The sequence below is a fragment of the Nonomuraea harbinensis genome (assembly GCF_019396385.1).
Lineage (GTDB): Bacteria > Actinomycetota > Actinomycetes > Streptosporangiales > Streptosporangiaceae > Nonomuraea > Nonomuraea ferruginea.
On record NZ_JAHKRN010000015.1, the window covers coordinates 16,852 to 43,174 of the forward strand.

Sequence of the window (26,323 nt, forward strand, 5' to 3'; positions counted from 1 at the left end):
GGAGTCTCGAAGGTCGATGGTGCCGGACTGCGGGCGCCCCTGACCCGGAACTCAGCCGAATGCCGCTCGAGCGTTCCTCCCGGTTGCGTATTTTGCAACCTTCGGGCTTTGGGCAAGTATGGTTGAGTCACCTGAACTCCCCGCATCCGGGGTGCAGGATCTTCGTCATGAACGGTGATGACGAACGGCGTACTGGTGCGATTACATCTGCGGGCGGGTGTGGCAATGCCTTCCAGCGGCAGCGGCCTCGAGCCGTATGTCGGCCTGACCGCCTATCGCCGAGAGGACGCGGCGCGATTCTTCGGGAGGGAAACCGAGGCCCACACTCTCGCGCGCCTGTGGCGGCATCACCGGCTGACGATTCTGCACGGTCCCTCGGGTGTGGGGAAGACATCGCTGGTGGCGGCCGGTGTGCTGCCTCTTCTGAGAAGCTCTGACGTGTTGCCCCCGGGGAGCGTGCGGCGCCCCTCCGTCGTGCCGGCCGCCGCCATCCTCGACGACAGCGATCCGCACGCCTTCGCCCTGATGTCGTCATGGTCGCCGTACGAGCACCCACTCCGGTTCTCCGGCCTCACCATCAGCACTTTTCTGCGCTGGCACCATTGGAACCCGAACGGTGGGACGGCCATGGCCGTGTTCGACCACGCGGAGGAACTCTTCACCGCGTTCCGTCGGCATCCGGACAGTCACATCCATCTTCTCGACCAGTTGAGTGCCGCGCTCAGCGGAAATCTCCCGCTGAATCTCCTCGTCGTCATCGCAGATGAGCATTTCGAGCAGCTGCGACACCATGAAGGACTGCGCGCGCACATGAGCTCGGAGGCGTCCGTCCGGCTCGGGCCGCTCACCGTCGATGCCGCCCTGGAGGCATGTCGAGGGCCACTCGCGAACATCGGACGAGAGTTCGCTCCCGGCGTGGCCGAGAAACTCGTGAAAGACCTGCGGGCCGACTCCGCCGGCGTGGAGCCGGCTCATCTTCAACTGGTCTGCGGGGCTCTGTGGAAGTCCACGAGTGAGAGGAGCATCCCCATCACGGCCGCGGACCTCGTGGACGTGAACGAAGTGCTGGCCGAGCACTGTGATCGCATCCTCCAGGAGGTGGCGCGCGATCGGCTGGACGGGGATGTGAAGCAGTTGGCCGCGTGGTTGCGCCAGATCGCGACCTACGGGACGGATGACGGGGAGCTCCCGCCACCAGTCATACAGGCGCTTGTTCAAGGCCGGATCCTGCGCTACGGCGAGAAACAGTGTTACGAGATGCCCGCACGCCTAGCGCCGCCCTTCTTGAGCATGTCGTTCGGACGGCAGCCGCCGGAGCCACCCCATCACCTGTCGACCATCGAGGCCGCGTTGCAGCGGGGCTGGTTCGAGTTCGCCGCCAAGCAGGCGGAGCGGGCTCTCGTGAGCCCAGCCGACGCCAGGGAACGAGCTCGCGTCCACTCCTTGGCAGGAGACGCGGCCTACCTGCAGAACGACTTCGACGGGGCGATCGCGCACTATCGGAAGGCGGCTAAGACGTACACCATGCTCCGCGGCACTGACCGCATCGTCGCTACCCTCCTGGCCGCCGTCGGCCGGATCCTGGTCGATCAAGGCGCCTACCAAGCTGCCGTCGATGAGTTGCGGGGAGCGGTCACGCGGAGTCCGGAACCGGTGATCCTCACTGAGCTGGCCTGGGCGTTGTGGTACATCGGGCATGAAAGCGGCGCGGTCGACATGCTGGACGTGGCGCTTCGCTCGGGAAACAACCAGGTCGAGGCGCTGCGCGTCCGTGGTGAGATCCTCTCGGATGTCGAGCCTCAGGCCGCGCTGCGCGATCTCGATCGGGTCCGGCCTCATGAGTTGGCCTCCACCCGCGCCGCCTACGCGCTCGCTCTGGCGCTGAGCGGAGACGTGAAGAGGGCGGTCAGGGTACTGCCGATCGTGGACGCGGACAGCGACGCCGCAACCTTGCTGCGGACCGCACGCGTCATGAAGACGGCGGGGCGGGATGCGGAGGCGGCACGCCTGGCACGGCAAGCCCAGCAGACCGCGAGCCGCAAGCCGCTCCCTCCACGGTTGACAGCGCAGGCCGAACTTCTCACCACGACCCGGCCCGAGAACTGACGATCTGGCCCTCCGCGTTCGCCGTGTGTTGAATCGAAGCATGGTGCGTGGACGGTGGGCATGGGCGTTGCCGATGCTGCTCGTGCTCATCTCGCAGGCCGGCGTCGACCGGCGTCCCGTGGTCGTCGTGCACGCCTCTTCCCTGCTGGAGCGTTACTGGCCCGGCTTGCTGGTGGCCGTCATGGCGATCCACCTGGTGTCCCTGTTGCTCCTGAGGCGGCGACGGAAGAAGTCGACGATCGGCGACATGACGCCTCAGGGGGACCGGGCAAGCGAATCCCGCGGATTCACCCTCAGCGACGAACCAGTCATGGAAGACGCTCTCAAGAGGTACGAGTACGTCGACTGTCTCGCAGAGCTCGCCCGGTCGGCGACCCCGCCCATGGTCATCGGGGTGTTCGGTGAGTGGGGGAGCGGCAAGACCTCGATGCTCCACCAGGTGCGCGCCCGGCTGGACGACGACTCCTCCGGATGCGCCACGGTGTGGTTCGACTCCTGGCTGCACCAGTACGACGAGAACCCGGTGCTGCCCCTGCTCCATGCGATCGTCACCGATCTCGGGCTGGACGGCAGAGAGAACGTCACCGGGGCGCTGCGCACTGTCTCCGAGGCGCTTGGCTCCCTGATCCTCTCGTCCACGATCAATGTCAACCCGCCCTTCGTGCAACGTGCCCTGAAGGCGTACGGAGAGGAGAAGTTCCGCCTTCGATCCGAACGCTCTCGCTTGGACCAGCACCTGAGCAGGCTGATCGCGACGGTTCTGCGTGAACGGAAGAAGAGCCGCCTGGTGGTGTTCATCGACGACCTGGACCGGTGCCACGTCGACAAGATCACGGCGCTGCTGGAGGCCCTGAAGCTGTACTTCAGCCGCGACAACTGCGTCTTCGTCCTGGGCGTCGCCAAGGCGCCGCTGGCGGCGGCGCTGAAGGAGAAGTATCAGGACCCGGTCGGGGAGTATCTCGACAAGATCGTCCAGTTCCCCTTCGAGATGCCCAGGCTCTCGGCGAGCGCCTTCGCCGCCTATGTGGAAGGGCTGCTCAACCACGACATTCACGCCACGAAGAGCCTGCTCGTCTGCGGGTTACGGGCGAATCCGCGTGCCATCAAACGCTTCGTCAACGTGCTCATCCTGCAGGACCGGGTGGCCAGGGCCAGGGAGCTCGACCCGTACGAGGTCCGCGTCCTCGCAGCCGTCCTCCTGATCAGGGACGGAGACGCGGACTTCTACGTACGGCTGATGAACGACCCCACGTTGCTCAAGCGGATCGCCGAGGACCTGGAGACCGCGGGGGAGGACCCGCTGCCGGCTTGGCCCGCTCTGCCTCTGCGGATAGTGGCGGAACTCGCCGAGTCCGGCACCAGCGTTCCTGACAGTGTCAGCGCCTACATCGACCTGGTCCGGGAGTCGCCGGTACCGCAGTCAGGCGATCTGGTGGACACCGTCGCGCCGCCACCCAGGGAACAGCCCTCCGCCTCCGAGGATGCCGTGCCCGAGGCGAGCCGGCTGAGCCGGGACGCGCTGGAGGACGCGCTCGCGACGCTGGCCGAGCGGGTGCGCCGGCGGGTGGGCCAGGTGGTCGGCGAAGGCGAGCTCCTGACGCCGCTGGTGCGCTTCCCCGAGGAGAGCGAGGCCCGCCCGGCCTCGATCGACGAGATCCTGGCCCAGGGGACGAGGCTGCTGATCGGCGGCCGGCCCGGCACGGGCAAGTCCGTTCTCGCCGCGGGCCTGGCACGGCGGCACAACGAGGTCGGGAAGCACGCTGCCGCTGTGGCGGTGTTCCTTCCGTTTCGGGCACTCCGGGCAGACATCGCGGAGTTCGACCGGATGCTGACGCACGCGCTGGTCGAGGAGTACCAGATCTCGATCGCGGACGCGTACGCGATCGTCCAGCGCGGCTCGCTGGTTCTCGTGCTCGACGGGCTGGACGAGATCGGCGACGCCCGGCGGGCGGCCGTCGTGACGCGGGCCGTGCGCTGGGCCGATCTGGCCGGGGCCGGGATCATCATGACGGACCGCGACCCGGCCGCGACCCGGCCGGGCTTCCGGCTGCTCACGGTGGAGGGCGTCGTCCCGGTGGAGGGCCGGCGGTTGCTGCGCCGCGTGCTCGGCGAACATGGCGCGGACCCGCCGCACCTGCCTGACGACCTGCTCGGCTCACCCTCACTGCTCGCCGCGCTGACCCGCGACCCCGCTTGGATCGGTGAGCTGCCCAGGCGGCCCGTGGACTTCCTGCCCTGGTTCGCCGGCTGGGCGACGCGCAGGACGGCCGAGGCCGGGTTCGGCGTGGAGGCCGTGGCGACCGCGCTCGCCGGGATCGCGCGGTTGGTGGCCGAGACCGGGCAGGAGGTGTTCAGCAGCGACGACCCGGATGTCAGGACCGTGTTCCGCCGCTCCGGGATCAAGGGCATGGAAGTGCCCAGCCTGCTCCAGGCCGCCGTGGTGGCCGGCCTGTTCAGGCAGGTGGGCCCGGAGGCCTACCACTTCGTGCATCCACGCCTGGTGGATCTGCTCGCGGACGGTTGACGGGGTCAGCCGTCGGAGCCCATGGCGATGGTCTGCGACACCTCGGCGTGCCGTTCGGCTTCCTCCTCGGCGAAGCGGGCTTCGTCCAGTTTGTCGGCGATCTCCTCGTCCTGCTTCATCAGCGCCTCCAGCGACTGGCCGGCCATCTCCAGCACGCCCATGTCCGCGTACGCCTGCTGCAGCCGCGGGCTCCACAGCCCGATGTCCTTGACGCACGGCACGATGCGGCTGAACAGCAGGGACCGGAACAGCCGGAGGTACTCCGACTGGTCCACCGCGACCATGGCCTCGTCCACCTCGGCCCTGGTCAGGCCGAGGTTCTCCCAGGTCTCCCGGCCGCGCAGGCGGTCGCGCATCAGGTAGCAGCCCTCGATGACGAAGTCCTCGCGCTCGCGCAGCTCGGCCTCCGACAGCTGCCGGTAGTAGTCGCGCAGCGCCATCCGGCCGAAGGCGACGTGCCGGGCCTCGTCCTGCATGACGTAGGCGAGGATCTGCTTGGGCAGCGGCTTGGTGGTGATGTCGCGCATCACGCCGAAGGCCGCGAGGGCGAGACCTTCGATCAGCACCTGCATCCCCAGGTAGGGCATGTCCCAGCGGGAGTCGCTCAGCGTGGACTCCAGCAGGGACTTCAGGTACGGGTTGATCGGGTAGGCGAGGCCGACCTTCTCCTGGAGGAAGCGGGCGTAGGTCTCGGCGTGGCGGGCCTCGTCCATCGTCTGGGTGGCCGCGTAGAACTTGGAGTCGAGGTCAGGCACCGATTCCACGATCTTGGCCGAGCAGATCATCGCGCCCTGCTCACCGTGCAGGAACTGGGAGAACTGCCAGGACGCGTTGTGCAGCCGCACGTCCTTACGCTGCTTGTCGTCCATCCGCTCCCACAGCGGGGTGCCGTAGATGGCGATGGTCTGGTCGGGGATGCCGAGGATGTCGTACGGATCGACTTCGAGGTCCCAGTCGATCCGCTTGGTGGAGTCCCACTGCTTGTCCTTGCCCTTCTGGTACAAGGCCAGCATGCGGTCCCTGCCGTCGTCGTACTCCCAGGTGAACTTCGTGGTTCCGGCCATTTCCACGTTCCACGTGGCCAGGCCTGCGGGGATGGTGTAGAGCTCGTGGGTCGACATCGGACCTCCGGAGGGGGGCGACGTACACCGTACGTTCCTTGGAGGCTTGCACGTACGCTGTACGCGCGTCAATAGAATGCAGTGTGACCACCCAGCCGCTGTCCCGGGCCCGGATCGTCGCCGCCGCGGTCGAGCTGATCGAGCGCGAGGGCGCCGACGCCGTCTCCATGCGGCGCATCGCCTCCGAGCTGGGGGTCGGCGTGATGTCGCTCTACAACCACGTGCCCAACAAGGGCGCCCTGCTCGACGGCGTGGCCGAGAGCGTGCTCAGCGAGATCGAGTTCACCGACGACCCGGAGGCCCACTGGGCCGACCGGGTCCGCATGCAGGCGCGCGCCTTCCGCCAGATCGCCCACCACTACCCGCGCTGCACCATGCTCGTCGTCAGCCGCCAGCTCCACAGCCACGCCGGGCTGCTGCCCGTCGAGCGGGCCCTGGCCACGCTGCGCAGCGCCGGGTTCGACGGCGCCGACGCGGTGCGGGTGCTGCGGCTGTTCATCGCGTTCATCGTCGGCTCGCTGCTGCGCGAGGTCGGCGTGACGCCCGCCTTCGCCCCCGGCCGCAGCTCGACGATCGACCCCGAGGAGGTGGATCCCGAGCTGTTCCCCGAGGTGAGCGCGCTGTCCGAGCTGCTGGGCTCCTGCGACCACGAGGCGGAGTTCGCGTTCGGGGTGGAGCTGTTCGTCCAGGCGATCGCGGTGCACCCGGCGAGGAGGGAGGGCACCCGGTGACCCGCGGATGCCCTCCGGCGTCCGGCTAGTACCAGTTGTGCGACCTGAAGTGCCCCCAGGCGCCGCACGGCTTACCGTACCTCCCCTTGATGTAGGACAGCCCCCAGCGGATCTGGGTCCTCGGGTTGTGCCGCCAGTCCTTGCCCGCTCCCCGCATCTTGCCGCCGGGCAGCGCCTGCGGGATGCCGTAGGCGCCGGACGAACGGTTCACGGCGCGGTGGTTCCAGCCGCTCTCCCTGGTCCACAGGTTGTCCAGGCAGTGGAACTCGCGCAGGCCCCATGACCTGCGCACCACCTGGTCGAGGGCGAAACGCTTGCTGGTGCTTCTCGGACGGTGGGCAGGGACGCGCGGTTCCGCGCTGGTCCGCCACGTACGGACCACCATGGGCGCGTCGTCGGCGCCCTCCGTCTCGGCCGTGGCCGCGACCTCCATCCCGCCGAGTGCGGCGGTGAGCGCGGCCAGGGTCACGATCGTGCTGTGTAGCGTGCGCTTGCTGTTCAAGTCGATCCTCGCGGTCGGGTCGCGTGCGGACGGGCGCTCTCGCTTCCCCGGCGCCCCTGCCGGTCCGCGTCCGTGGCTCGGACGAGAAGGGTCCGCGCGGCCCTCCGGGATCCTTGATCCGCCCGGCTTCTCGCCGGACGGCCCGGAGAGCTCCACGACATGTCCTCTGAGCCGGTTTCTAGTACGCGCGACCGCGCGCGGTCAGAACCCGGGACACGCCAAGGACAGGTGTTTGCGGGATCGATGCGGATAAAGGGCGCTCTCGTTGGGCCCGGATTGATCGGCCCGGCGCCTCGATGGCCGGCGCTTTCCGCGAAACTCGCGCAAGCCTGAGGTTTGGATCAGTACCAGTGGTGGGATTGGAAGTGGCCCCAGGCGCGACACGGCGTGCCGTACCTCTTCTTGATGTAGCTCAGCCCCCAGGCGATCTGTGTCCTGGGGTTGGTGCGCCAGTCGCTCCCGTGCGAGGCCATCTTGCCGGCGGGCAGCGCCTGGGGGATGCCGTAGGCGCCGGAGTAACGGTTGCCGGCCCGGTGGTTCCAGCCGCTCTCGCGTTCCCAGAGCTTGACCAGGCATCTGAACTGGGTGGCGGCCCAGCCGCGCTTGTTCACCATCTTCTTGGCCATGGACTTGTTCTTGCTGCTCGTGCTGGTCGCACTCGTCTGGGAGCTCTGCGCCTGTGCGGCCGTGGCGCCGCCCGCAACCATGAGCGAGGCGCTCATGAGCAGGACGCTGGTACGGCGGAGCATGGGCATTCGGGTTCCCTTTCGCAGGAATCGGGGACCGCGCCACCCTGCCGGACTTGTCACCTTTACTGCGAATTGACCATGGAAATGTAGATCGTCAGTAAAGATCTCGATATATGCCTGTTGCTGGGCCTTCGGGGGATAAATGTGGATTAGGTCACGTTTTGGGGCTGACAGGCATCTCGTAAGGTCGGACCATGAACGTTCGAGAGATCCCGGTCCGCACCCTGACGGACGAACCCACCACCCTCGCCGGCGTGGCCGGCGACAAGGCCCTGCTCATCGTCAACGTGGCCTCCAAGTGCGGGCTCACCCCGCAGTACACCGACCTCGTCAAGCTCCACCAGGAGTACGGCCCGCGCGGGTTCAGCGTGGTCGGCATGCCGTGCAACCAGTTCATGGGGCAGGAGCCGGGGAGCGCCGAGGAGATCCAGGAGTTCTGCTCGACCACGTACGGGGTCGACTTCCCGCTGCTGGCCAAGGCCGACGTGAACGGTCCCGACCGGCACGCCCTGTACGAGCGCCTCGTGCAGGCGCCGGACGCCGAGGGCGAGAGCGGCGACGTGCAGTGGAACTTCGAGAAGTTCCTCGTCGACCGCGACGGCCGGGTGGTGGCCCGCTTCCGCCCCCGCACCGTGCCGACGGACCCGGCGGTCCTGGCCGCCATCGAGAAGGTCCTCTGACCGCTCGGGAGCAGGCGCCCTAGGGAAATCCCTGGGGCGCCTCCTGACGCGGCCGCCGCCGTGCTCTGAGAGCTTGTCCCCTGTCGGGCAGGCGCGCGGACCGGGAGGCGGCATGGGGATCAGCGAGGGCGCGACCGGGCAGGCCAAGCGGCTGGCCGACGCCGTGGACCTGCGGGACTTCCTGGACACGGCGGGCACGCTCACGCTCGCCGACCGGCGCACGCTCGTGGAGCAGGCGCTGGTGCTGATCGAGCAGAACTACGCGCACCTCCCGCTGAAGATCGCGATGTACGCGGTCAACCCGGTGCAGCGGCTCCGGCTGCTGGCCCTGAGGCTCAGCCGCCAGACCGCCGCGACCGCCGGCCCCGAGCCGAGCTTCCACGCGGAGCTGTCGGAGATCTTCCACTCGGTACGCGACCTGCACACGAACTACCTGCTCCCGCAGCCGTACCCGAGCAAGGTCGCCTACCTCCCGTTCCTGATCGAGGAGTGCCACGAGGACGGCAGACCCCGCTACCTGGTGACCAGGCTCGTGGAGGGGTTCTCGGCGCCGGGGCTGGAGCCGGGCGCCGAGGTCACCCACTGGAACGGGACCCCGATCGGCGCCGCGGTGGACGCCAACGCCGCACGGTACGCCGGCGGCAACCCGGCGGCGCGGCACTCGCGCGGGCTGCAGTCGCTGACCATCCGGCCGCTGGTGATCCACCTGCCGCCCGACGAGTCCTGGGTGACGCTCGGCTACCTGGGCCGGGACGGGATAGCCCGCGAGCTGCGGGAGCCGTGGCGGGTGACGGACAACCCGCCGCCGTTCGTCGACGCCGGGGCGCTCACCGAGGCCGCCGTGTCGCAGGGGCTGGACCTGGGCACGGACGCGATCTCCCGCGCGCTCAGGATGCTGTACGTCCCCCGGACGCTCACGGCGGAGATCGTCGACGCCGCCGGGACCGACGCCCCGGGAGCGGACCTCCCGACGTCCATGCCTGCGTTCTTCAAGGCGCGGGCCGTGGACACGCCGTCGGGAACCTTCGGCCACATCCGCGTGTTCACCTTCAACACCAACGACCCCGGCGCGTTCGTCGGCGAGTTCGTCCGGCTCGCCGGCCTGCTGCCGCGGAACGGGCTCGTGGTCGACGTGCGGGGCAACGGCGGCGGGCACATCCACGCCGCCGAGTTCCTGCTGCAGACGCTGACGCCGCACCGGATCACCCCCGAGCCGACCCAGTTCGTCACCACGCCGCTGAACGTGCGGATCTGCGCGCAGCACGAGGAGAACCCGACCGGGCAGATCGACCTCGGACCGTGGTGCCCGTCCATGAACCAGGCCCTGGAGATCGGCGCCGTGCACTCGGCCGGCTTCGCCATCACCCCCGAGGCCGGGGCCAACGCCATCGGCCAGTGCTATCACGGCCCGGTCGTGCTGATCACCGACGCCCGCTGCTACTCGGCGACGGACATCTTCGCCGCCGGCTTCCAGGACCACGGGATCGGCCCCGTCCTCGGCGTGGACGACAACACCGGCGCGGGCGGCGCCAACGTCTGGACGCACGAGCTGCTCAAGCTCCTGCTCGAACTGCCCAGCCCGGCGCCCGGCTCGCCGTACCGGCCGCTGCCCGGCGGAGCGGGCATGCGCGTGTCGGTCCGCCGCACGCTGCGCGTCCACGAGCTGGCCGGCACGCCCGTCGAGGACCTCGGCGTACGGCCAGGCCACCGCCACCGCCTGACCCGCCGGGACATCCTGGCCGGCAACCAGGACCTGCTCGACCGCGCGGGCGAGCTCCTCGCGGCCCTTCCGGCCCGCCGCCTCGACGTGCGCGTCGCGGGGGCGGCGGACGAGCTGACCCTGCGGACCGGCCTCCTGGACCGGGCGGACGTCTACCTGGACGGCAGGCCGCGGCTCACCGTGGACCTGACCCAGGAGACGGTCACCGTGACGGTCACCGTGACGGTCACCGTGACCGTCCCCGGCCTCGCCGCCGCGCAGGTCGTCCGCGTGGAGGGCTTCCAGTCCGGGCGGCTCGTCGCCGCCCGTACCCTCAGGCCCTGACCCCGGCGCCGGGCCGGCCGGGGTACGGCCCGCAGCTGCCCCGGATGATCAGCTCCGTGGGCAGCACCACCGTGCGCGGGCGGCGGGCGCCCGTGCGCAGGACGAGCTCGGCCGCCCGGTAGCCGATGTCGCGCCCCGGCTGGGCGATCACCGTCAGGGGAGGCGAGCAGAGCTCCGCCCACGGGACGTCGTCGTACATCACGAGCGACACGTCCCTCGGCACCCGCAGATCGAGCTCGCGGGCGGCGAGGACGGCGGCCTCACCGAGCACGTTGCCCCCGGCCACCACCGCCGACAGGTCCGGACGGCTCTGGAACAGACCGGAGGCGGCCGCGTAGGCGGAGTCGCGGCTCCCGGTGGCGAACACGATCAGCTCCTCGTCCGCCGGCGCCCCCACCGCCTCGCGGAACGCCTCCGCCCGCCGGTCGTGCCCGGGGCCGCCGAGATAGGCGATGCGCCGGTGGCCGAGCCCTCTCAGGTAGCGCACCGCCGTACGGATGCCCGACCGGTCGTCGGCGAGGACCGCGGGGACGTCCAGCGGGCGCGACGGGCGGGCCGGCGGCAGGCCGTCGAGGAGCATGAGGTCGCGGTCGGGGCCCTCGCCGGCCGGATCGGCGCCCTCGACCGGCAGGCGGTCGGCGAAGACCACCGTCATGCCCGCCCTGAGGGCCGGCTGCCAGGTCTCGGCGTCGCCGGACGGCACCGCGACCACCCGGTCCACGCTCTGCTCCAGCAGCATGCCGATCATCTCCGACTCCTGCTCGGGGTCGTCGCCGGTGGAGCCCAGCACGACCGGCTCGCCGGCCGAGCGCGCGTACGCGAGCGCCCCCTCGGCGAGCTGGCCGAAGAACGTGTCGGTCAGGTCGGGGACCAGCAGCCCGAGCCCGCCGGTGCGGCGCTGGCGCAGGTTGCGGCCGACGGCGCTGGGGCGGTAGTCGAGCTGGGCCGCGACCGCCAGCACCCGCTCCCTGGTCTGAGGGCTGGCCGAGCCGCCTGACAGCACCCGGGACACGGTGGCGATGCCCACGCCCGCGGCCTCGGCCACGTCCTTGATCGTCGCCCGCTTATCCATGGAAACGATTCCATCATGCTTTCCCGATTTCCGGAAGACCGCCGGTCCCGCGATGGCTGTTCATAGGGGAACCCTTGACAGGGATATCCGTTTCACGATGAGATGCTTGAAAACGTATCCACATACGCATCATCGACTATCGGGGCCATCGCCCTGCGCGAAGGACTGTCATGGCATCCATCGTTTTGACCAACGTCGACAAGATCTACGCCGGTGGCGTCAAGGCTGTGAACGGGCTCAACCTTGAGATCAAGGATGGCGAGTTCATGGTGCTGGTCGGCCCCTCCGGTTGCGGCAAGTCGACCGCCCTCCGGATGATCGCCGGCCTCGAGGACATCAGCGGCGGCGAGATCGCCATCGGCGACAAGGTGGTCAACCACCTGCCGCCGAAGGACCGCGACATCGCGATGGTCTTCCAGAACTACGCGCTCTACCCGCACATGACCGTCGAGGAGAACCTCGCCTTCGGCCTCAAGCTGCGCAAGATGCCCAAGGCCGAGATCCAGCAGCGGGTCCAGGACGCGGCCAAGATGCTCGGCCTCGAGACCTACCTCAAGCGCAAGCCGGCCGCCCTGTCCGGTGGTCAGCGCCAGCGTGTCGCCATGGGCCGCGCCATCGTCCGCGAGCCGCAGGCCTTCCTCATGGACGAGCCGCTGTCCAACCTCGACGCCAAGCTCCGCGTCTCCATGCGCGCCTCGCTCAACCAGATGCACGAGCGCCTCGGCGTCACCACCGTCTACGTCACCCACGACCAGGTCGAGGCCATGACCCTCGGCGACCGCGTCTGCGTGCTCCGCGACGGTCTGCTCCAGCAGGTCGACACCCCGCAGAACCTCTTCGACAGGCCGGTCAACCTGTTCGTCGCCGGATTCATGGGCTCGCCGTCGATGAACTTCGTCAACGCCGAACTGGTCCGCGACGGCGGCGCCGCCGTGGCCTTCGCCGGCTACAAGCTGCCGATCCCCGAGTCCACGTTCACCGAGAAGCCCGGCCTCGACCAGTACATCGGCAAGAAGCTCATCCTCGGCATCCGCCCGTCCGACTTCGAGGACGCCGCCTCCGCCGGCGCCCACGCCGACAACGGCTGGGCGACGCTGTCCGCCAAGGCGGAGGTCACCGAGGAGCTCGGCTCCGAGATCAACGTGCTGTTCCTGATCGACGCCCCGCCGGTGGAGCACAAGGACACCGTGGCCGCGGCCGACACCGGCGACGACGAGGAGGCCACGCTGCCGCTGGCCGGCGACAAGTCGCTGTGGACCGCCCGGGTCAACGCCCGCAGCCACGTGCGCCACGGCCAGACCATCGACCTGGTCGTCGACACGCACAACCTGCACTTCTTCGACCCGGCCTCCGGCCTGGCCGTCGGCCACCCGGCCAACGTCGGCCGCTGACCGCAGCCGTACTCCGGCTACCGATTCCCGGCCGCGGGCCCGCCCGCGGCCGTCCGGGCCCTCATCGCGACCCCCTCCCGCGAAGAGGGCCCGACCCGTTTCCCGGATCCGTCAACGGCGGCCGATGCGGGCGGAGACCTCCGCGACCAGGCGGCGCGGCACGAACCTGCCGACCGCGACGACCGCCTTGTAGCGCAGGCTCGGCACCGAGACCCACTTGCCCAGCGCCAGATCGCGCAGCGCCTCGGCGACGAGCTTGTCGGCGTCCAGCCACATGAACCCCGGCATGCCGGACATGTCGATCGAAGCGCGCTGGTGGAACTCCGTCCGCACGAAACCCGGGCAGAGCGCCATGACCTTGACGCCGGGCTCGCTGATCTCGGCCGCGGCGGACTCGCTGAAGTTGGCCACCCAGGCCTTGGACGCGCTGTAGGTGCCGCGGGTGAAGAAGCCCGCCACCGAACCGACGTTAACCACCGCGCCCTTGCCGCGTTTGCGCATCCCCGGCAGCGCCGCCAGGGTCAGCCGCAGCACCGCCTCGCAGTGGACCTTGAGCATCCGCAGCTCGTCCTCCACCGGCGTGTCGAGGAAGTCGTGCCGCTGCGCGAACCCGGCGTTGTTGACCAGCAGATCGACCCCGGCACGGCAGCGCGCCTCCACCAGGGCCAGGCCGTCGTCGGTCGCCAGGTCGGCGGGCAGGACCTCGACCGCGACCCCGTACCTCAGCTCCAGCTGAGCGGCGGCCTCGCCGAGCCGCCGCTCGTCGCGCGCCACCAGGACCAGGGTGAAACCGTCGGCTGCCAGCCGGCGGGCGAAGGCGGCGCCGATGCCGGCCGTGGCGCCGGTGATCAATGCGGTAGGCATGCCAAGAACCCTAACGCGGCGGGGGTGCGCGATCGCTGGAGCCGATCGTTCCGGTTCGTTCGCGGCGGACCGGCGGCGACCGGAGAATCAACATCGACAACCTTTTTCGGGAACCCCCTCGGGCTGGGCGCCGTCATGCGTGCCTTACGGCCCGCTCAGCCCGCCGTAGCTCCGGAAAACGGAGTGGGGAGGGGGTGCAAGTCCGGGTCGCGGAGCCTGACCGGGTTCGGGCTGCTCGCGATGGAGAAGCGGGAGGCCACGTACCCTCCGCACCACGTGGGCAGTGGCGCCGGGTCGCGAAGAGCGCGCGGGGACGGCGCGGCGGTGGCGAAGAGCGCGGTTGGGACGGCGTGGCGGTGGCGGACTGCGGGTTGGGGCGGGGTGGTGGCGTTGGGCGGTGGTGAGGGCGGTTGGGGCGTGCGAGGATGGGCGGCGTGCGCCTCGCTGTGGCCGTGCTCGCCGTCGTCCTGACCGGCTGCTCCGCCGCGCCGCCGGAAGGGGCCCCCGTCCCGCCGTCCGCGTCCGTTCCGGCCGGCACTGAGGCGGTGAGTCCGTCCGCGTCCGGTTCGGCCGTCGGGACGGAGGCGGTGAGTCCGTCCGGTTCGCCCGCGGCGAGTACGCCCGCGCAGGGCAGGCTGCGGTTCACGCGGATCGCCGAGTTGGAACGGCCGGTGGCGTTCGCCGTCCGGAGCGGGGATCGGCGGCTGTACGTGGCCGAGCAGGGCGGCAGGCTGCGCACCACCGACGGCGACACGGTCGTCGACCTGTCCGGAGAGGTGAGCGGCGGCAACGAGCAGGGCCTGCTCGGCGTCGCCTTCCACCCGTCCGGCCGCTGGCTCTACCTCGACTGGACCGACAAGGCCGGCACCACCCACGTCACCGAATGGGCCTACGACGGCGCCCGCGCCACCCGCAGGCGTGACGTGCTGACGCAGGAACAGCCGTTCGCCAACCACAACGGCGGCCAGCTCGCCTTCGGCCCCGACGGCTACCTCTACATCGCGCTCGGCGACGGCGGCGGCGGCGGTGACCCGGAGGGCAACGGCCAGGACCTGGGCACGCTGCTGGGCAAGATCCTGCGCATCGACCCGCGCGGCGGGAAACCCTACGCGGTGCCGGAGGACAACCCGTTCGTCGGCAAGGAGGGCGCGCGGACCGAGATCTGGGCCTACGGGCTGCGCAACCCGTGGCGGTTCGGCTTCGACCGGGCCAACGGCGACCTGTGGATCGGCGACGTCGGCCAGAACGCGTGGGAGGAGGTCGACTACCAGCCGGCCGGCTCCGAAGGCGGCGAGAACTACGGCTGGAACCTGCGTGAGGGCAGGGAACGCTTCCGCCAGGGCCCGGCCGGGAAGCTGACCGACCCGGTGATCGTCTACCCGCTGAACGAGGGCGGCAACTGCTCGGTGATCGCCGGGTTCGTCTACCACGGCGCGAAGATCCCGTGGCTGCGCGGCCAGTTCCTCTACGGCGACTTCTGCGCGGGGTGGATCAGGGCGGCGCCCGTCGACGAGCCGGCACGCGACCGGCGCGTGGGCGAGGTGGAGCAGCTGTCCTCGTTCGGCGAGGACCACGACGGTGAGCTGTACGCGCTCAGCCTGGCCGGCCCCGTCTACCGGATCGATCCCGCCTGACCAGTTCGATCAGGTCCTCGACCTGCTTGCCGAGCCGGGTCCCCCGCGTCCAGCCCGCGTAGTGGGTGAGGAAGACGACGAGCTCCCGCAGCTCGGCCTCGTCCAGGTCGCCCGTGCGCAGCGCCGCGTCGAGCTGTAGCTCCACCTGGTCGTCGATGCCCTGCCCGACGAGCAGGCCGAGCAGGAGCAGGCGGCGTTCTCTGAGGGTGAGCGTCTCCCGCGACCAGAGGTCGGCGAAGGCGCGCTCAGCCGTCATCCCGTACGAGTCGACGATCTCCGTGGCCGGTCCGGCCGGTTCTGTCATCGTGCGCTCCGGTCGCGTGAGGGGGGTGGCTTCATCTTCGGCCACCCACCGCGCGATGACCAAGAGGCCCGGCCGGAAGTCAGACCTGGACGACAGGAAGACCTGTTGATCTGTAACAAGTGAGACCAACGCACGGCCAAGTTTTGGTCAAGATTTCTCATGCTGTGCACGGCTCAGTCGGGAGAAAACGGGCACAACAACTGCGGTGCCTCGTCATGCGGAGGTAATCCCTGGTGAAGACGACGCGGGCGTGGATCGCGCTCATCGCCGCGGCGGCGACCATGTCCGCTTGCGGGCAACCCGAGTTCCACTACGTGCGCGACCGGGACGGCACCACCTACTTCAAAGTGCCGTCCTCCTTCTCCCGGCTCGACGCGTCCCCGCTCGAACGGCTGCTGTCGGACGACCACCCGAGCTCGGCGGCGGCGCAGTTGCGCAGGCAACAGGTCTGGTCGACGGCCTACGACCAGGCGGCCCGGCCCGCCGTGGAGCACCTGTTCGGCTCGCGGGACCCGTTCGTGTACGTGACCGTGCGCAAGCTGACCGACGGGCAGCGCAACGAGATCTCGCTCAACCGGATGCGCGACTTCCTCCTGCCGGTGACCGAGCAGACGCGCACGGCGTACCTGATGTCCGTGCTGCGGGCGGGGCGGGCGCCGGCGTTCAGCCACTTCGAGCCGCTCATGGACAGGGAGCTCGCCCTCGGCGACGGGGCCAGGGGGGTCCGGGTCCGCTACAACTACCGGATCGGCGGCGAGATCCAGACATTCGACCAGACGGTCATTCTCGACGGCCAGGGAACGAGCCTGTCGGTGATGTTCCTCGCGTGCGAGGCGACCTGCTTCACCCGGCGCGCCGCCGAGTTCGACCAGATCGCGGGTTCCTTCAACCTGCTCAGGCTGCCCGGATGAGGGAGCACCCCGTGAAGACCACGCCCCACGCAGGGCTGCGCGCCCCCGGAAGCGGGCCCGCCGGCCCGGACGCCGCCACGGCGGAGAAGCGGCGGCTCTGGGACCGGAGCAGGTTCCTGGCCGGCCTGACGGCCGTCTATCTGGTGCTCGCCCTGAAGGTGATGGCGGATCACCCGGGCATCGTGCCGTTCGCCGACGCCGTCCGGGTGGTGGCCAGGGACCATCAGTGGATCTTCTGGCTGCTCGGCGCGGAGGCGGCACGGCAGCTCCACCTCCTGGCCGGCGAGCGCCTGCCGGGCTACCGGCGGTTCTGGGGCCGGCGGGTCTTCGGCGGGTGGGAGCGCTGGTCGCACCGGCGTCTCGACGACTGGACCAGGTTCCGCCTGGCCCGCCTGGCGAAGATCGCTGTCTGGGTGGCGCTGCTGGCCCTGGTGCTCGCGGCGGTGCTCGGAACCAGCCCGGCGGTCGCGCTGTTCGAGGCTCCGGCGCTGCTGCCCCGGGCGCTGCCGCTCGTGTTCCAGATCGCCGTTCCGCTCGTCGTGATCATCGTGTTCGCCGCCCTGCTCTGGTTCCTGTCCCGGGGCGGCGTCGAGACGTACTTCCCCGGCGACGTCACGACCCGCTTCGCCGACGTGTGGGGGCAGGACCACGTGGTCGAGCGGATCAGGCAGAGCCTCGTCCTCCTGGAGAAGCCCGGCGAGATCGAGCGGCGCGGGGGGTACGTGCCGGGCGGCCTGCTGCTGTGGGGTCCGCCGGGCACCGGCAAGACGCTGATCGCCGAGGCCGTCGCGGGAGAGACCGGCAAGCCGTACGTGGTCGTGGACTCGGGCGCGTTCACCGGCACGTTCGCGGGTGTCGGCGTCCTGAAGGTCAGGACGCTCTTCAGGAAGCTGCGCAGGCTCGCGCTCCGCTACGGAGGCGTGGTCGTCCTCTTCGACGACGCCGACGCGCTGGGCGGGCGCGGCCGGCCGGGACCGCCCGCCGAGGGCGGCGGCCTCTCCGGCTGCCACGGACCGGACTACCTGTCGGAGGAGAGCCGCTCGGTGCTCGCCTTCCCCGGCGAGCCCTTCGACGGAGGCGGCGGCGACGCCCGCACGCAGCGGGCGCTGCTCACCGAGCTGTCCGGGCTGAAGGAGCCGCGCGGGCTCTTCAACCGGACGGTCAGGCGGCTGCTCGGGATGCGGCCCAAGCCGCCGCCCCCGTACCGCGTCCTCGTCATCCTGGCCACCGAGCGGCCGGACGCGCTGGACCCGGCGCTGCTGAGGCCCGGGCGCGTCGACCGCGTCCACCGGGTCGGCCACCCGTCCAGGGCCGGGCGGCTCCGCACCTACCAGGGCTACTTCGCCGAGGTGGCGCACGAGCTGACCGCGGAACAGATCGGCAGGCTCGCCGCCATCACCCCGTACGCGACCGGCGCCACCATCAAGGACCTGGTCAACGAGTCGCTGATCAGCGCCGTGTGCGACGGGCGGGAGACCATCACCTGGCCGGACGTGCTGCGCGCCAGGCGGCAGCGGCTCGGCCCGGACGAGCACGTCGAACGCGAGCGCCACGCCGTGGCCGTGCACGAGGCCTGTCACGCGGTGGTCGCGTACGTGACGCGCTCCCACCAGGAGATCGGCCTCGCCACCATCGAGAAGGGCGCCGGCGACCTCGGCCCGTCGAACGGGTCCACCCGCTGGAAGTCGGAGTACGAGGCGGACATCATGGTCTCGCTCGCCTCCCTGGCGGGGGAGCGGATGTTCTTCGGCGAGGACAGCTCGTCCGGCGTCCGCGGCGACCTGCACGCGGCGACCTGCCTGAGCGCGCTCATGGAGTCGTCCTGGGGGATGGGCTCGGGCGTCACCTCGCTGCCCGCCCTCCGGGAGCTGGGGATCACCGGCGGGCGACCCGGCGTGCTGGGGGAGCGGATCGAGGACAACCTGGCGCGGCTGCTGGACAAGACCGGGGACCTGCTCGCAGAGCACCGCCGCGACGTGCTGTGCCTCGCGCACGCCCTGGAGACGCACCGGACGCTGGACGGCGACGACGTGGTGGCGATCCTCCGGCGGCGGCGGGGGCCGGTCGTCGACGGCACGATGTACGCCTCCGACGAGTTCTACCGAAACCTGGAGGAGTACCACGCGGAGGCCGCCCTCGCGCACCGCGAACACCGCCCGGTGGCGCGCGACCTGCCCGGCGCGGCGGAGACCGTCACCCCCGCCCCACCAGGCGACGGCTCCACGGTGCCGGCCCCGGAAACGGCGAACCCCCTCGCCTTCGCGGTCCCCGGCACGGATCCCGACTGGATCGGCGCCCCTGGCACGGCCCCGGCCTGGCCGGGAGCCCCTGGCACGGCCCCGGCCTGGCCGGGAGCCCCCGGCACGGCCCCCGCCTGGCCGGGAGCCCCTGGCACGGCCCCCGCCTGGTCCGGCGCCTCCGGCGGCGACACTCCCAGGTCGGATCCCGCCTGGCCCGCGGCGCACGCCGGGGCTGGTGCGGCGCCTCCGGATCCTGGCTGGTCCGGCGCGTCTCCTGTGGTGAGGGGTCCGGCGCCCCTTTCCCTCGCCGCGGGTGAGGGTGATGAAGGGCGGCCCGAGATCGTGCCGTGGGGCTCGGAGCAGCCGCCGCCACCGCCGAGGGCAGTGCCGCTGATCGTGGACGACACGGTCGAGCAGCCGCCGCCGCGGGGTCGTACCGGACGGTTGTGGGTGGTCGCGGCCAGCCTGTTCATGCTCGTCGGGCTGGCGATCATCCTCGCGCTCGCGCTGACCGGCGTGCTGACCGCAGGCCCAGCCTCGGGGACGGAGACCGGCGCGGCCGCCGCCCCCGGCCCCGCGCCGGGCATCGCCTCGCCGTGGCTGCTGATCGCGCTCTTCGTGGTGGTGGTCGCGGTGGTCGTCGGCGTCGGGCTCACCACCGTGGCCGTCAAAGGCGTCCGGGTGGCCCAGGCCAAGGCGGAGCGGGACCGGGACGAGGCGCACGCCCGCGCCCAGCTCCTGGCGGCGGCGCTGGACCCGGACACCGCGATGCGGCTGCTCGGCTATGACGGGAACGGACGGCGCGAGCTCGGCCAGGAATACCGCCTCACGACGGGTGACAAGAAGCGACGGCCTTAACACGGCGTTCACATAAGGGCAAAAACTGGGAAACGGCGGTCCATGAGACTCGGCGTGGCTGATGAACATGGGAAAGGGACCCGCTGTGAGCTACAAGGCTGAGTACATCTGGATCGACGGCACCGAGCCCACCGCTCTGCTGCGCTCGAAGACCAAGATCCTCGCCGACGGGGCCGAGCCTCCTGTCTGGGGCTTCGACGGCTCCAGCACCAACCAGGCCCAGGGCCACAAGTCGGACCTCGTGCTCCGCCCCGTGCTCACCTGCCCCGACCCGATCCGCGGCGGCGACCACGTGCTCGTGCTGTGCGAGGTCGAGGAGGTCAGCGGCGACCCGCACAAGAGCAACACCCGCGCCCAGCTCCGCCCGGTGGCCGAGCAGTTCGCCGAGCAGGACTCGTGGTTCGGCATCGAGCAGGAGTACACGTTCTTCAAGGGCAGCCGCCCGCTCGGCTTCCCCGAGGGCGGCTTCCCCGCCCCGCAGGGCCACTACTACTGCGGCGTCGGCGCCGAGGCCGTGTTCGGCCGTGAGATCGTCGAACTCCACCTCGACCGCTGCCTCGCCGCCGGGCTGAAGGTGTCCGGCATCAACGCCGAGGTCATGCCCGGCCAGTGGGAGTTCCAGATCGGCCCCGCCGGTCCGCTGGAGGTCGGCGACCACCTGTGGATCGCCCGCTGGCTGCTCTACCGCACCGCCGAGGAGTTCGGCGTGGAGGCCACGCTCGACGCCAAGCCCGCCCGCGGCGACTGGAACGGCGCCGGCGCGCACACCAACTTCTCCACCAAGGCCATGCGCGAGGGCTACGACGCGATCATCACCGCCTGCGAGGCCCTCGGCGACGGCGACAAGCCGATGGAGCACGTCAGGCACTACGGCGCCGACATCGAGAGCCGCCTGACCGGCGCGCACGAGACCGCCCCGTGGAACAGGTACACCTACGGCGTCTCCGACCGCGGCGCGTCCGTCCGCATCCCGTGGCAGGTCGAGGTCGACAAGAAGGGCTACATCGAGGACCGCCGCCCGAACGCCAACGTCGACCCGTACGTGGTCGCCCGCCTCCTGGTCGACACCTGCTGCACCGCCCTGGAGAAGGCCGGCCAGGTCTGACCCGGGTTCGAGGAGGGGAGAGAACGCGGGCACCCCTGAGGCCCGCGTTCTCCTCTTCAGCGCAGCCGGGACTGGTAGACGCGCCGCGCCTCCTCCAGCACCTCCAGGCCGTCCTCGTCCACCCGGTCCCTGATCTGCTTCTCCAGCAGGTCGAGCCAGCGCAGGCAGAACGTCACGTCCTCCTCCCTGGCCACCCGCCGGTGGCACACGTCCAGGTGGACCGGGCTGGTGTGGGCGAGCACCCGCCCGCGGCCCTCGGCGACCGCGACCACGTACGTCGGCCACACCACGGACAGGCGCGCGGCCAGCTCGCCGGGCGGCCCCGACGCCAGCTCGCCGTCGGCCGTCAGCAGCCGCACCCGCTCCGCCCCGTCGCCGAGCACCCGCGCCGACACCCGGACCGTCTCGCCCGGCGCGAGGTCGAGCGTGTCGCCCGGGCCCCGGCCGTCCACCTCCAGCTCCAGGAACGGGCCGGTGGTGACGAACGTGCGGCCCCGCCGCACCGCCTCCGCGTACGCGCCGGCGGTCAGCCGCCCCTCGACGTGCGCGTACGTGCGTTCGCGCCCGATCGGGCCCAGCCGGTGCGTGCGGCCGCCCGTCGCCGCGACCCGGTTGCCCGCGCCGATCAGCCGGCGGTACGCGCAGGGCGAGCCGATCACCGACGGGAAGCCGTCGACCAGCCCCAGCGCCGCGTCCACCACGGCCAGCCGCGCGTCGAACCCCGGATCGCCGCCGTTCATCAGCTGGTCGGCCGTCTCCGCAGGCCCGCGGCAGGAGTTCGCGTAACACACCAGCGTGCCCCGGCGGTGCAGCTCGCTCAGCGCGACGGTGGACAGCGGCCACGAGTCCAGGCCCAGCACCTGGTGGACCAGGTCCACCCGGGCCAGGTGCGCGCCGTCCGACCACGGCAGGTCGCGGCCCGACCACCGCGCCAGCGTGTCGCCGTCGCCGGGCGGCACGTTGACGACGTGCAGGTCCTCGCCGTGCTGGGCGGAGGCCACCCACCGGGGCGGCCGGTTCAGCGGCACGTGCAGGTCGGCGCCGTACCAGCCGCGCGCCGCCGCGTCGTACAGGCGGGGCGGGGCCAGCTCCACCAGCGTCTCTCCTTCGCCCGGCAGCAGCGTGGTCTCCGCGCACCCGTGCTCCACGCCTCGCGCCGCCCGGACCTGGACCGGCTCGCGGGGCACCGGCAGGACGAGATCGTCGCCGTGGAAGTACGGCAGGCCGTCGAGATCGCGCGCCGGGGGCGTGCCGGGCGGGCACCAGCCGCGCCCGTCGAGGGTGCGGACGCTCCAGCGGCATGGGACGCCGGCCCGCAGGCGGAGGACCGGCTGACCAGGTAATGGTCTCGGATAGTCACGCATCGGCTTCTCCCCGTGATCGAAGGCGCCGTCATCGTGACACGGCCATCACCCGCCGGGAAGGGCCCCCTTCTCGGCGGGGTGGCTTCTTTTACACCCGGTATGAAGGAACTAGAGCCGGAACCCGTGATCGGGAGTAATCTCCGCCACGTCCATCTGGGCCTTCTGCAGGCGGCCGGAGTGATCCCAGTTCATCGACTGCCAGCGGGTGAACTGGTCGAGCACCCACATCCCCGACTGGCGGCTGCCGTTGCCCGACTTGCCGTTGCCGCCGAACGGCAGGTGCGCCTCGGCCCCGGACGTGGAGTTGTTGATGCTGACCATGCCCGCCGAGACGCCCTCGCGGAAGGCGAACGCGTGCTTCGGGTTCGTCGTGTAGATCGAGCTGGACAGGCCGTATCCCGGCCGGTTGGCCAGCTCGACCGCCTCGGCCATGGTCGAGAACGTGGTGACGCCGACGATCGGGCCGAACGTCTCCTCCAGGAAGATCCGGTCGTCCGGCCGGACCCCGTCGACCACCACCGGGTGGTAGTAGAGCCCGCCCTCGCCGGTGAAGCCGTCGCGCGGGTTGTCCTCGGTGATCCGCCCCGTCGGGCCCGAGACGACCCGGTGGTGGGGCTGGATCCAGGTCAGGTACTCCTCGTACCGGTCGGCGAACTTCCGGTCGAGCAGCGGGCCCGCCAGCACGTCCTCGCGCGGGTCGCCGACGCGGGCCGCCTTGAGCGCCCGTACGAAACGGTCGGTGAAGTCCTGGTGGACGCTCTCGTGCACGATGGCCGTGCCCAGGCTCGTGCAGCGCTGGCCGGCCGTGCCGAACCCGGCGAACAGCGCGCCCTCCACCGCCAGGTCCAGGTCCGCGTCCGGCATGATCACCATCGGGTTCTTGCCGCCCAGCTCCAGGCAGGGCGACTGCAGGTGACGCCCCGCCAGCTCGCCGATCTTCCTGCCGACCTCGCTCGAACCGGTGAACCCGATCTTGTCGACCGTGCCCTCGGTGAGCGCCCGCTCCAGGCCCTCGAAGGTCTGCGCGCCGTCGGCGAAGACCACGTTCAGCACGCCGTCGGGCAGCCCGGCGGCCGCGAACAGCCGGTACATCGCGTGCGCCGACGCGGCCGCGTACTCGGCCGGCTTCCACACCACCGCGTTGCCGCACAGCAGGGCCGGCACCAGGTACCACGACGGGACCGCCACCGGGAAGTTGCCCGCCGTGATCACCGTGGCCACGCCGACCGGGTTGCGGAAGGTGAACAAATTCTTGTCCGGCATCTCCGACGGGACCGTCTGGCCGTACAGCCTGCGCCCCTCGCCCAGGAAGAAGTCGCACGTGTCGACGATCTCCCGCACCTCGCCGAGCGCCTCCGCGTACGGCTTGCCGATCTCCTCGGTCACCAGCGCGGCGAGGCTCTCCGCGTTGGCCTCCACCAGCCGGCCGATCGACGCGATCACCCGGCCGCGCACCGGAGCCGGGACCTTCGCCCACTCCCGCTGGGCGTCCTTGGCGGTACGGCAGGCGGCGGCGAACGTGCCGGCGTCGGCCAGCCCCACCCGGGCCACCGCCTCGTCGAGCCGCGCGGGGTTGGCAGACGTGTACGTGTCCGAGCCGGCGGCATCTTTGCCACCCACGACGGAAACAATCTGACGGGTCACCGGTGCCCTCCTCGTAGCTTCTCCGGACAGACAATCATCTCCCCGGAAAATCCCCAACCCACGAGGGACAACCTTCCAAGCGCGGTGTCACCGGTGTGCCGGTTCTGCGCCGCCGCGACGGGCGCGATCGCCTGAGCTTCGGCGAACTGCGCGGCGTCAACGTCGCTGACGCCCAGGTGCCGGATCAGCCCTTCCGCGCGGAGCTCGGCCACCTGCCCGAGCATCTGAGGCAATCGGCTGTTGCGCGAACAGCAGCAGCCGACCGACAAGGCTCGCCGAGCCCGGTGTCTCGTCCTCGGCTGCCGTGAGAGTGCTCTCGCGCAAGCTTGAGGAAGAGCAGAGCATTGGAGGTGGCTCAAGGGGAGAACCTGGAACTGCGCCGCCGCCTTGAGCTTCCTGCGCCGTCGCTGCCGGGATCCGTTGTTCAAATACTCCGGTCGAGCCAGTTCAGTACGTTGGCGTAGGCAGCGGGAGCGCGACGGTGCAGGTTGATCGCGTGGCCGACGTCGTCCAGCACCACGGCATCCACTCGGGGCGCGGCCGGGTAGAGCGGCCGTTCGTCCGCCGCGAGAGCAGCCGGCGAGGTGCAGTCGTTGGCGTCGGCGGCGCAGACCAGCCGGTCCCGGTTGCCGACGACGAACAGCACCGGCACGCGAATCGCCTCTGTCACGCCGGGTGCGCCGGCATCGCCGAGCGAGAAGATCTCGCTCATCGTATTCGTTTCTTTCCTGGCGCTGTCGCGCGCGATGACCTGGGGGTCGGCGCCCGGCACGTAATACATGACCGCGGGCCGCTGCTCGTCCTTGACCGTCACGTAGCCGTCGTCACCCGGAGGAACCTGCGCGGCCAACCGTGGAACCTCGCTCACCGGCTGGCCGTACCGTCCGGCAAGCTCCGCACCGCTCGGCGACACACGGTGCGCGTTGCCCGTCAGGATCAGCGCGTCCGCGGCCTGGAAGCGCGACGCGGCGAACTTCGCCACTTCAGAGCCGAAAGAGTGCCCGACGAGCACCACATCGGCGAACGCCCGAGGGCCCACCTTGCCCGTCCGCAGCGCCGCCACCACCTGTGCGATGGTCAGCGCGTTGGACTGCAACGTCACATCCTTGCTCGCCGGGTGTGAACTGCGTCCGACTCCGATGCGGTCCAGGTTGAACGTCGCGTAACCGGTCTGGTTCGCCCGCTCGACGTAGGAGTACCGGTGGGCGCGGAAGGGGAAATCCCAGTAGACATGGCTGTAGTTCAGGCCATGGATCAGGACCTGGACCGTTGAGGCGGCACGGCCCGCAGGCGTGCACAGTCGCCCCCAGATGTGATAGATCCGTGGCTGCCCGGCGGCGATCGACACGGGTACGGTGACGTCCCGGCAGCGCGCGGTGGGCGTGGACGTGTCGGCGCCGGCAGGGGCAGCGGTCACCAGACCAGCCAGCAGGCCGGCCGCGGTGGCCGCGAGAAGGATGCGGTGGAGCACAAGGGTCCCTTTCGTGGGAAGAGGGGTCACGGTCGCAGGACCGTCTTTCCGGTGGTGGCGCGCGATTGCAGAGCGAGGTGCGCGGCGGCGGCGTCCGCCAGGGCGAACCGCCGGCCGATCACGGGGATGAGTCGCTTGCTGATCAGCGCTTCCATGGCGCTGAGCTCCAACGCCCGGGTGCCTCCTGGGCGCTGAAGGATTCGGGCCCCGACGGCGGAGGCGGCGCTGATACCTCGGGCGAACAGGTCGTGGGCCGACAACTCGGTCAGGGATCCCGAAGCGGAACCGAACATCACCAGGCGTCCGGCCACCTCGAGCAGTTCCAGCGCGTCCCGGCCGATCTGGCTCCCGACTCCGTCGAGGACCAGCGTCACCGGCCTGCCCGCCAACGCCTCGCGCACAGCGTCGGGCCAGCCGGGCCGGTTGTAGTCGATGGCGTAGTCGGCGCCCAGCCCGCGGATGAGCGCCACCTTGTCGGGGCCGCCCGCGACGCCGACGACCGTCGCGCCGACGGCCAACGCTGCCTGGAGCAGCAGGGTTCCGATTCCTCCGGCGGCTGCGGTGACCAGGACGACGTCGCCGGCGACCGGGCTCGCGAGTTCGAGGATCGCCATGGTCGTCCGGCCGGTGCCGATCATGGCCACGGCGGAGTCGGCGTCGACGTCGTCAGGCAGGACGTGGAGGGCCGCCGACGGGGCCAGCGCGAGCTCGGCGTACCCGCCACTGGCCAAGCCGAGGTCGGCGACGACGCGTCGGCCGATGAGGTGCGCGTCCGCGCCGGTGCCTATCTCGTCGACGAGTCCGGCGACCTCCCGGCCCGGGGTCATGGGCAGGCGGGGCGCGACCCGCGGCCCGCCTCCTCCTTGGCGGATCACCGTGTCCAGGAGATGAACACCGGCCGACTCGACCCGGATCCGCACCTCACCGTCGGCGGGATGGGGATCGGGCACCTCCTCCAACCGGAGTTCCCCGGGGCCGCCGAACGCGTGCTGCCTGATCGCTCGCATC

The 26,323-nt window shown here is 70.8% G+C and carries 20 protein-coding genes and 1 pseudogene; 10 read left to right on the forward strand and 11 right to left on the reverse strand.

Features of this window, described 5'->3' with window-relative positions:
• Positions 1 to 177: 177 nt before the first annotated feature.
• Together KME79_RS17545 and KME79_RS17550 are read left to right on the forward strand one after the other, a co-directional pair.
• Positions 178 to 2,106, forward strand: coding sequence for a tetratricopeptide repeat protein (locus KME79_RS17545; protein WP_219545352.1), 1,929 nt, complete (start codon positions 178 to 180; stop codon positions 2,104 to 2,106).
• A gap of 40 nt (positions 2,107 to 2,146) precedes the next feature.
• Entirely contained in the window at positions 2,147 to 4,630 is a 2,484-nt protein-coding gene (locus KME79_RS17550; RefSeq protein WP_219545353.1) for a P-loop NTPase fold protein, read from the forward strand.
• A gap of 5 nt (positions 4,631 to 4,635) precedes the next feature.
• Here KME79_RS17550 and KME79_RS17555 read toward each other — a convergent pair whose 3' ends face one another.
• Complete coding sequence (locus KME79_RS17555) at positions 4,636 to 5,751, reverse strand: ferritin-like domain-containing protein (protein ID WP_219545354.1); 1,116 nt, start codon at positions 5,749 to 5,751, stop codon at positions 4,636 to 4,638.
• Between the two features lie 83 nt (positions 5,752 to 5,834).
• On the opposite strand from KME79_RS17555, the gene KME79_RS17560 reads away from it, so the two are divergent.
• Positions 5,835 to 6,482, forward strand: a complete 648-nt coding sequence (locus KME79_RS17560; RefSeq protein ID WP_148030507.1) for a TetR/AcrR family transcriptional regulator C-terminal domain-containing protein — start codon at positions 5,835 to 5,837, stop codon at positions 6,480 to 6,482.
• Between the two features lie 25 nt (positions 6,483 to 6,507).
• Here the strand turns inward: KME79_RS17560 and KME79_RS46985 are convergent, their stop codons facing one another.
• Positions 6,508 to 6,984: an aggregation-promoting factor C-terminal-like domain-containing protein gene (locus tag KME79_RS46985; RefSeq protein WP_308248949.1), complete on the reverse strand. Its 477-nt coding sequence runs from the start codon at positions 6,982 to 6,984 to the stop codon at positions 6,508 to 6,510.
• A 341-nt stretch (positions 6,985 to 7,325) separates the two neighbouring features.
• Positions 7,326 to 7,616, reverse strand: a pseudogene (locus KME79_RS17570) (aggregation-promoting factor C-terminal-like domain-containing protein); the annotation flags it as partial.
• A 311-nt stretch (positions 7,617 to 7,927) separates the two neighbouring features.
• Between KME79_RS17570 and KME79_RS17575 the strand changes: the two are divergent.
• Both KME79_RS17575 and KME79_RS17580 read left to right on the forward strand, forming a co-directional pair.
• Positions 7,928 to 8,413 (forward strand): glutathione peroxidase, encoded by a 486-nt coding sequence (locus tag KME79_RS17575; RefSeq protein ID WP_219545355.1) that lies wholly within the window; start codon positions 7,928 to 7,930, stop codon positions 8,411 to 8,413.
• Positions 8,414 to 8,525: 112 nt separating this feature from the next.
• Positions 8,526 to 10,457: a S41 family peptidase gene (locus tag KME79_RS17580; RefSeq protein WP_219545356.1), complete on the forward strand. Its 1,932-nt coding sequence runs from the start codon at positions 8,526 to 8,528 to the stop codon at positions 10,455 to 10,457.
• Here the strand turns inward: KME79_RS17580 and KME79_RS17585 are convergent.
• Entirely contained in the window at positions 10,447 to 11,529 is a 1,083-nt protein-coding gene (locus KME79_RS17585; RefSeq protein WP_219545357.1) for a LacI family DNA-binding transcriptional regulator, read from the reverse strand. The two genes, KME79_RS17580 and KME79_RS17585, sit on opposite strands and share 11 nt — an antisense overlap.
• A 170-nt stretch (positions 11,530 to 11,699) precedes the next feature.
• Between KME79_RS17585 and KME79_RS17590 the strand changes: the two genes are divergently transcribed.
• Positions 11,700 to 12,920: an ABC transporter ATP-binding protein gene (locus KME79_RS17590; protein WP_219545358.1), complete on the forward strand. Its 1,221-nt coding sequence runs from the start codon at positions 11,700 to 11,702 to the stop codon at positions 12,918 to 12,920.
• A gap of 111 nt (positions 12,921 to 13,031) precedes the next feature.
• Here KME79_RS17590 and KME79_RS17595 read toward each other — a convergent pair whose 3' ends face one another.
• Positions 13,032 to 13,784, reverse strand: coding sequence for an SDR family NAD(P)-dependent oxidoreductase (locus KME79_RS17595; protein WP_219545359.1), 753 nt, complete (start codon positions 13,782 to 13,784; stop codon positions 13,032 to 13,034).
• 434 nt (positions 13,785 to 14,218) lie between these two features.
• On the opposite strand from KME79_RS17595, the gene KME79_RS17600 reads away from it, so the two are divergent.
• Positions 14,219 to 15,418, forward strand: a complete 1,200-nt coding sequence (locus tag KME79_RS17600; protein WP_308248951.1) for a PQQ-dependent sugar dehydrogenase — start codon at positions 14,219 to 14,221, stop codon at positions 15,416 to 15,418.
• Here KME79_RS17600 and KME79_RS17605 read toward each other — a convergent pair.
• The gene (locus KME79_RS17605; RefSeq protein ID WP_148030513.1) at positions 15,378 to 15,722 is read right to left on the reverse strand and encodes a carboxymuconolactone decarboxylase family protein; all 345 of its coding nucleotides are present in this window, start codon (positions 15,720 to 15,722) and stop codon (positions 15,378 to 15,380) included. The genes KME79_RS17600 and KME79_RS17605 overlap by 41 nt on opposite strands.
• 233 nt (positions 15,723 to 15,955) lie before the next feature.
• Between KME79_RS17605 and KME79_RS17610 the strand changes: the two genes are divergently transcribed.
• From KME79_RS17610 to glnII, 3 genes are all read left to right on the forward strand, one after another.
• On the forward strand, positions 15,956 to 16,633 hold the full coding sequence (locus tag KME79_RS17610; RefSeq protein WP_219545361.1) for a hypothetical protein: 678 nt from the start codon (positions 15,956 to 15,958) through the stop codon (positions 16,631 to 16,633).
• Positions 16,634 to 16,644: 11 nt separating this feature from the next.
• Positions 16,645 to 19,731 carry an AAA family ATPase gene (locus KME79_RS17615; RefSeq protein ID WP_308248952.1) on the forward strand — a complete coding sequence of 1,029 codons (3,087 nt, stop codon included), beginning with the start codon at positions 16,645 to 16,647 and terminating at the stop codon, positions 19,729 to 19,731.
• An 85-nt stretch (positions 19,732 to 19,816) separates the two neighbouring features.
• Complete coding sequence (gene glnII, locus KME79_RS17620) at positions 19,817 to 20,836, forward strand: glutamine synthetase (protein WP_219545362.1); 1,020 nt, start codon at positions 19,817 to 19,819, stop codon at positions 20,834 to 20,836.
• Positions 20,837 to 20,892: 56 nt separating this feature from the next.
• Here glnII and KME79_RS17625 read toward each other — a convergent pair whose 3' ends face one another.
• From KME79_RS17625 to KME79_RS17645, 5 genes are all read right to left on the reverse strand, one after another.
• Positions 20,893 to 22,200 carry a CehA/McbA family metallohydrolase gene (locus KME79_RS17625; protein WP_219545363.1) on the reverse strand — a complete coding sequence of 436 codons (1,308 nt, stop codon included), beginning with the start codon at positions 22,198 to 22,200 and terminating at the stop codon, positions 20,893 to 20,895.
• 108 nt (positions 22,201 to 22,308) lie between these two features.
• Complete coding sequence (locus KME79_RS17630) at positions 22,309 to 23,820, reverse strand: aldehyde dehydrogenase family protein (protein ID WP_308248953.1); 1,512 nt, start codon at positions 23,818 to 23,820, stop codon at positions 22,309 to 22,311.
• Positions 23,821 to 23,840: 20 nt separating this feature from the next.
• Complete coding sequence (locus tag KME79_RS44890; protein WP_246640007.1) at positions 23,841 to 24,056, reverse strand: hypothetical protein; 216 nt, start codon at positions 24,054 to 24,056, stop codon at positions 23,841 to 23,843.
• Positions 24,057 to 24,268: 212 nt separating this feature from the next.
• On the reverse strand, positions 24,269 to 25,315 hold the full coding sequence (locus tag KME79_RS17640; RefSeq protein WP_219545365.1) for an alpha/beta hydrolase: 1,047 nt from the start codon (positions 25,313 to 25,315) through the stop codon (positions 24,269 to 24,271).
• A 26-nt stretch (positions 25,316 to 25,341) separates the two neighbouring features.
• Positions 25,342 to 26,322, reverse strand: a complete 981-nt coding sequence (locus tag KME79_RS17645; RefSeq protein WP_219545366.1) for a zinc-binding dehydrogenase — start codon at positions 26,320 to 26,322, stop codon at positions 25,342 to 25,344.
• Position 26,323 lies beyond the last annotated feature (1 nt).